The following is a 4,965-nucleotide window of genomic DNA, read 5'->3' as shown; positions in this document are numbered from 1 at the left end:
GCCCGGTCCGTCATGTTCCTGCCGCGGGCCGTGCACCTAGCGTAGCCAGCGTGCACCCGGAGCCCCTCCTGACGCTGCCCGACGCCCCGGACCGGGACCGCGCTGCGGCCCGGCCCGCACGGTCCCGCACCGCCCGCCCGGGCCGGGCCGCCGACGCGGCCCCCACCCTCAGCGTCGTCGTGTGCACCTACACCGACGCGCGCCTGGCGGTGCTCTCCACCGCCCTGGCCGCCGTGCAGGCGCAGCTGGGCGAGCACGACGAGCTGCTCGTGGTCGTCGACCACCACGACCAGCTGCTCGCCCGCCTCGCCGCGGACCTCCCGCGCGCGCGGGTGCTGGCCAGCACGGGCCCGCGCGGGTTGTCCGGCGGGCGCAACACCGGTGTGGCCGCGGCCGTCGGGGACGTCGTGGTGTTCCTCGACGACGACGCGGTCCCGCGCGCCGGCTGGCTGGAGGGGCTGCGCACCGAGTTCGCCGCGGACGCCGTGACGGTCGTGGGGGGCGGGGTCGTGCCGGACTGGGAGGGCGGCGCCCCGCCGCGCTGGTTCCCCGAGGAGTTCGGCTGGATCGTCGGGTGCGACTACCGCGGCATGCCCGGCGACGGGGAGCGGATGCGCAACCCCATCGGCGCCAACATGGCCGTGCGCGCCAGCGCCTTCGGGTCCGTGGAGGGCTTCGACACCTCCGCCGGCCGCGTCGGCGCGCTGCCGGTGGGCTGCGAGGAGACCGACTTCTGCATCCGGCTGCGCCAGGCGGACCCGGCCACGCTCGTGCTGCGCCGCGCCGACGCCGCCGTCGACCACCTCGTGCCCGCCGCGCGCCAGCGCGTGGGGTACCTGGTGCGGCGCTGCTGGCACGAGGGTCGCTCCAAGGGCCTGCTGGCCGCGCGCGTCGGCGCCGCCGACGGCCTGGCCGCCGAGCGCGGCTACGTGGTGCGCACCGTGGGCACCGGGGTGCTGCGCCACCTGGCGGCGGCCGGGCGCGGGGACGTCGCCGGCCCGGTGCGCGCCGCCCTGCTGGCCGCGGGCACCGCCGTGACCGCCGCCGGCTACGCGGTGGCGCGCTCCTCGGTCCGCGCCGCCGCGCCCTGCGCTACGGTTCCCCGGTGCTGCGCGTGGGGCTGACCGGCGGGATCGGCGCCGGCAAGTCGACCGTCGCCGGGCGCCTGGTGCAGCTCGGCGCGGTCCTCGTCGACGCCGACGTCCTCGCCCGCGAGGTCGTCGCCCCCGGCACCGAGGGCCTGCGCGCGGTGGTGGAGCGCTTCGGGCCGCGGGTGCTGCGCGAGGACGGGCAGCTGGACCGGGCGGCGCTGGGCCGGCTGGTCTTCGCCGACGACGCCGCGCGCGCGGACCTCAACGCCCTGGTGCACCCGCGGGTCGCCGCCCGCCGCGAGGAGCTGGTGGCCGCCGCCCCGGCCGACGCCGTCGTCGTGGAGGACGTGCCGCTGCTGGTGGAGACGGGGATCTCCGCGCGCTTCCCGCTGGTCGTGGTGGTGCACGCCCCCACCGAGGAGCGGGTGCGGCGGCTGGTGCAGGACCGCGGCACGGGCGAGCAGGACGCCCGCGCGCGCGTCGCCGCCCAGGCGGGCGACGCCGAGCGGCTGGCCGCCGCCGACGTCGTGCTGGACAACCCGCGCCGCGAGCCGGGCGCCCCGGACCCGCTGCCGGAGCGCGTGGAGCGGCTGTGGCGCGAGCGGCTGCTGCCCTTCGAGGAGAACCTGCGCCTGCGCCGGCCCGCCGACCCCGCGGCCGGGCCGCCGGTGCCGCCGGACCCGTCCTGGCCCGCGCAGGCCGCCCGGCTGGCCGCCCGCGTCGCCCGCGCCGCCGGCGAGGTGCAGCGCGGGGTGGAGCACGTGGGGCCCACGGCCGTGCCGGGCGCGAGCGCCGAGGACGTGCTGGACCTGCAGCTGGCGGTGCCCTCGGAGGCGGACGTGCGGCGCGTCGCCGGCGCGATCGGCGCGATCGGCTTCCCCCCGGCGCACGGCGACGCGCTGCACGCCTCGGCCGACCCCGGCCGGCCGGCGCGCCTGCACGTGCGGGTGCACGGCTCGCCGCGGTGGCGCCGGGCGCTGCTGCTGCGCGACCTGGCCCGCGCGCGGGCCGGTGCGGGCCCGACGGCGGCGGGGGCCGGGCAGGCGGTGGCGGGTGCGCGGGCCGAGGAGCGGGCCGAGGAGCGGGCCGAGGAGTGGGCCCGGCGCACCGGGTGGCGGCCGCCGGGCGCGTGAGGTCCCGCCGGGGCGCGCGGGCGGCGCGGGTCGCCCCGTTCGCCCCGGGCGTGAGCGGGCGCCCGTGTCGCAGGGCCGACCTACAGTGGCTGCATGCGGCCCACGACTGACATCCAGCGCCGGGTGGCGCCCTTCGAGGTGGTCTCCGAGTTCTCCCCCTCCGGTGACCAGCCCGCGGCCATCGCCGAGCTCGCCCGCCGCGTGCGCGGCGGGGAGAAGGACGTCGTGCTGCTGGGGGCGACGGGCACGGGCAAGTCGGCGACCACGGCGTGGCTGGTCGAGCAGGTGCAGCGCCCGACGCTGGTCATGGCCCCGAACAAGACGCTGGCGGCGCAGCTGGCCAACGAGTTCCGCGAGCTGCTGCCGAACAACGCGGTGGAGTACTTCGTCTCGTACTACGACTACTACCAGCCCGAGGCGTACGTGCCGCAGTCGGACACGTACATCGAGAAGGACTCCTCGATCAACGACGAGGTCGAGCGGCTGCGGCACTCGGCGACCAACTCGCTGCTGACGCGCCGCGACGTGGTGGTGGTCGCCACGGTCTCGTGCATCTACGGCCTGGGCACCCCCCAGGAGTACGTGGACCGCATGGTGTCCCTGAAGGTGGGCGACACCATGGACCGCGACGACCTGCTGCGCGGGTTCGTCGGCATGCAGTACACCCGCAACGACATGGCCTTCACGCGCGGCACCTTCCGCGTGCGCGGGGACACCGTGGAGATCATCCCGCAGTACGAGGAGCACGCGATCCGCGTGGAGTTCTTCGGCGACGAGATCGACAAGCTGTACACGCTGAACCCGCTGACGGGGGAGGTGCTGCGCGAGGAGGAGCTGGTCTACGTCTTCCCCGCCTCGCACTACGTCGCCGGCCCGGAGCGGCTGGAGCGGGCGATCGGCACGATCGAGGCGGAGCTGGCCGAGCGCCTGGCGGAGCTGGAGCAGCAGGGCAAGCTGCTGGAGGCGCAGCGGCTGCGGATGCGCACCACCTACGACATCGAGATGCTGCGGCAGGTCGGGACCTGCTCGGGCGTGGAGAACTACTCGCGCCACTTCGACGGGCGCGCACCGGGTTCGGCCTCCAACACGCTGCTGGACTACTTCCCCGAGGACTTCCTGCTGGTCATCGACGAGTCGCACGTGACGGTGCCGCAGATCGGGGCGATGTACGAGGGCGACGCCTCGCGCAAGCGCACGCTGGTGGACTTCGGCTTCCGCCTGCCCAGCGCGATGGACAACCGCCCGCTGCGCTGGGAGGAGTTCCTGGACCGCGTCGGGCAGGCGGTGTACCTGTCCGCGACGCCGGGCCCGTACGAGCTCTCCCGCGCGGACGGGGTGGTGGAGCAGATCATCCGCCCCACGGGCCTGGTGGACCCCGAGGTGGTGGTCAAGCCCACCAAGGGCCAGATCGACGACCTGCTGCACGAGGTGCGCACCCGCGCCGAGCGCGACGAGCGGGTGCTGGTGACGACGCTGACCAAGAAGATGGCCGAGGACCTCACCGACTACCTCCTGGAGCAGGGGGTGCGGGTGCGCTACCTGCACTCCGACATCGACACGCTGCGCCGGGTGGAGCTGCTGCGCGAGCTGCGCCAGGGCGAGTACGACGTGCTGGTGGGCATCAACCTGCTGCGCGAGGGCCTGGACCTGCCGGAGGTGTCGCTGGTGGCGATCCTGGACGCCGACAAGGAGGGCTTCCTGCGCTCCTCCACCTCGCTGATCCAGACGATCGGGCGCGCGGCGCGCAACGTGTCCGGGCAGGTGCACATGTACGCCGACAGGATCACCCCGTCGATGGCGCAGGCCATCGAGGAGACCAACCGGCGCCGCGAGAAGCAGGTCGCGTACAACCGCGAGCGCGGGGTGGACCCGATGCCGCTGCGCAAGAAGATCGCCGACATCACCGACCTCATCGCCCGCGAGGACGCCGACACCGCGGCGCTGCTGTCCGCGCAGGGCGGCAGCGGCCGCTCGCAGTCGCGCGGCAAGCCCGCCGGCGCGCGCGGCGCGGCGGGCCGGGAGGTGGGGCCCGCGCCGCGCGGCTCGATGCCGCAGGCGGACCTGGCCGACCTCATCCAGCAGCTGACCGAGCAGATGCACGCGGCGGCCGCGGAGCTGCAGTTCGAGCTGGCGGCGCGCCTGCGCGACGAGGTCGGGGACCTGAAGAAGGAGCTGCGGGGGATGCGCGCGGCGCAGGGCGTCTGACGCCGCGCACCCCGGCGCGGGGCCGCGGACCCCCGCGCCGGGGTGCGCGGCCGGACCCGGCCCCCGCTCAGCCGGCCAGCGGGGCGGCCAGCGGCACCGGGGAGACGCTGCCGGTGTCGGTCAGGTGCTGCAGCAGCGCCTCGCTGATGCGGAGCAGCTGCTGCTGCTGCTCGGCGTCGAGCTGGTCGAAGAGCAGCTCGCGGACGGTCTCGACGTGCCCGGGCGCGGCCTGCTCCAGGGCGCGCATGCCCTCCTCGGTGAGCACGGCGTTGAAGCCGCGGCCGTCGGTGGCGCAGGCCTCGCGGCGGATCCAGCCGCGCTCCTCCATGCGGGCCACGGCGTGCGAGACGCGGCTGCGCGAGGACAGGGAGGACTCGGCCAGCTCGCTCATGCGCAGCGAGCGCCCCGGCGCCTCCGACAGGCGCACGAGCATCTCGTAGTAGGTGTGCACCACCCCGGAGTCGTGGTGCAGCTGGCGGTCCACGCGGTCCATGAGCAGCTGGGTGGCGGCCAGGAACGTGCGCCAGGTGCGCTGC

4 protein-coding genes are annotated in these 4,965 nt (G+C 76.1%); 3 read left to right on the top strand and 1 reads right to left on the bottom strand.

The genetic code is table 11. The annotated features are described in order from the left end of the window. The first annotated feature begins 50 nt into the window (after positions 1-50). The 3 genes from GTR00_RS14495 (at position 51) to uvrB (ending at position 4,429) form a co-directional block, all read left to right on the top strand. Entirely contained in the window at positions 51-1,124 is a 1,074-nt protein-coding gene (locus GTR00_RS14495) for a glycosyltransferase family 2 protein (protein WP_166612315.1), read from the top strand. Continuing rightward, positions 1,106-2,224, top strand: a complete 1,119-nt coding sequence (coaE, locus tag GTR00_RS14490; RefSeq protein WP_166612314.1) for a dephospho-CoA kinase — start codon at positions 1,106-1,108, stop codon at positions 2,222-2,224. Before GTR00_RS14495 ends, coaE begins: the two co-directional genes overlap by 19 nt. Before the next feature lie 93 nt (positions 2,225-2,317). Then, the gene (gene uvrB, locus GTR00_RS14485) at positions 2,318-4,429 is read left to right on the top strand and encodes an excinuclease ABC subunit UvrB (RefSeq protein ID WP_166612313.1); all 2,112 of its coding nucleotides are present in this window, start codon (positions 2,318-2,320) and stop codon (positions 4,427-4,429) included. A gap of 67 nt (positions 4,430-4,496) precedes the next feature. On the opposite strand, the gene GTR00_RS14480 is transcribed toward uvrB, so the two are convergent. After that, positions 4,497-4,965 (bottom strand): MarR family winged helix-turn-helix transcriptional regulator (locus tag GTR00_RS14480; protein ID WP_166612312.1); only part of this gene is annotated, 469 nt, incomplete at its 5' end.

It is taken from the genome of Kineococcus indalonis, from assembly GCF_009906395.1.
GTDB classification, from domain to species: Bacteria; Actinomycetota; Actinomycetes; order Actinomycetales; family Kineococcaceae; genus Kineococcus; species Kineococcus indalonis.
Note: the sequence above shows the minus strand (reverse complement) of the source record. Positions and strands in the feature narration are given on the sequence as shown.

What these genes read in the sequence shown, in the direction of transcription:
- uvrB (WP_166612313.1), top strand. Translation starts at nt 2,318, where the DNA reads ATGCGGCCCACGACTGACATCCAGCGCCGGGTGGCGCCCTTCGAGGTG.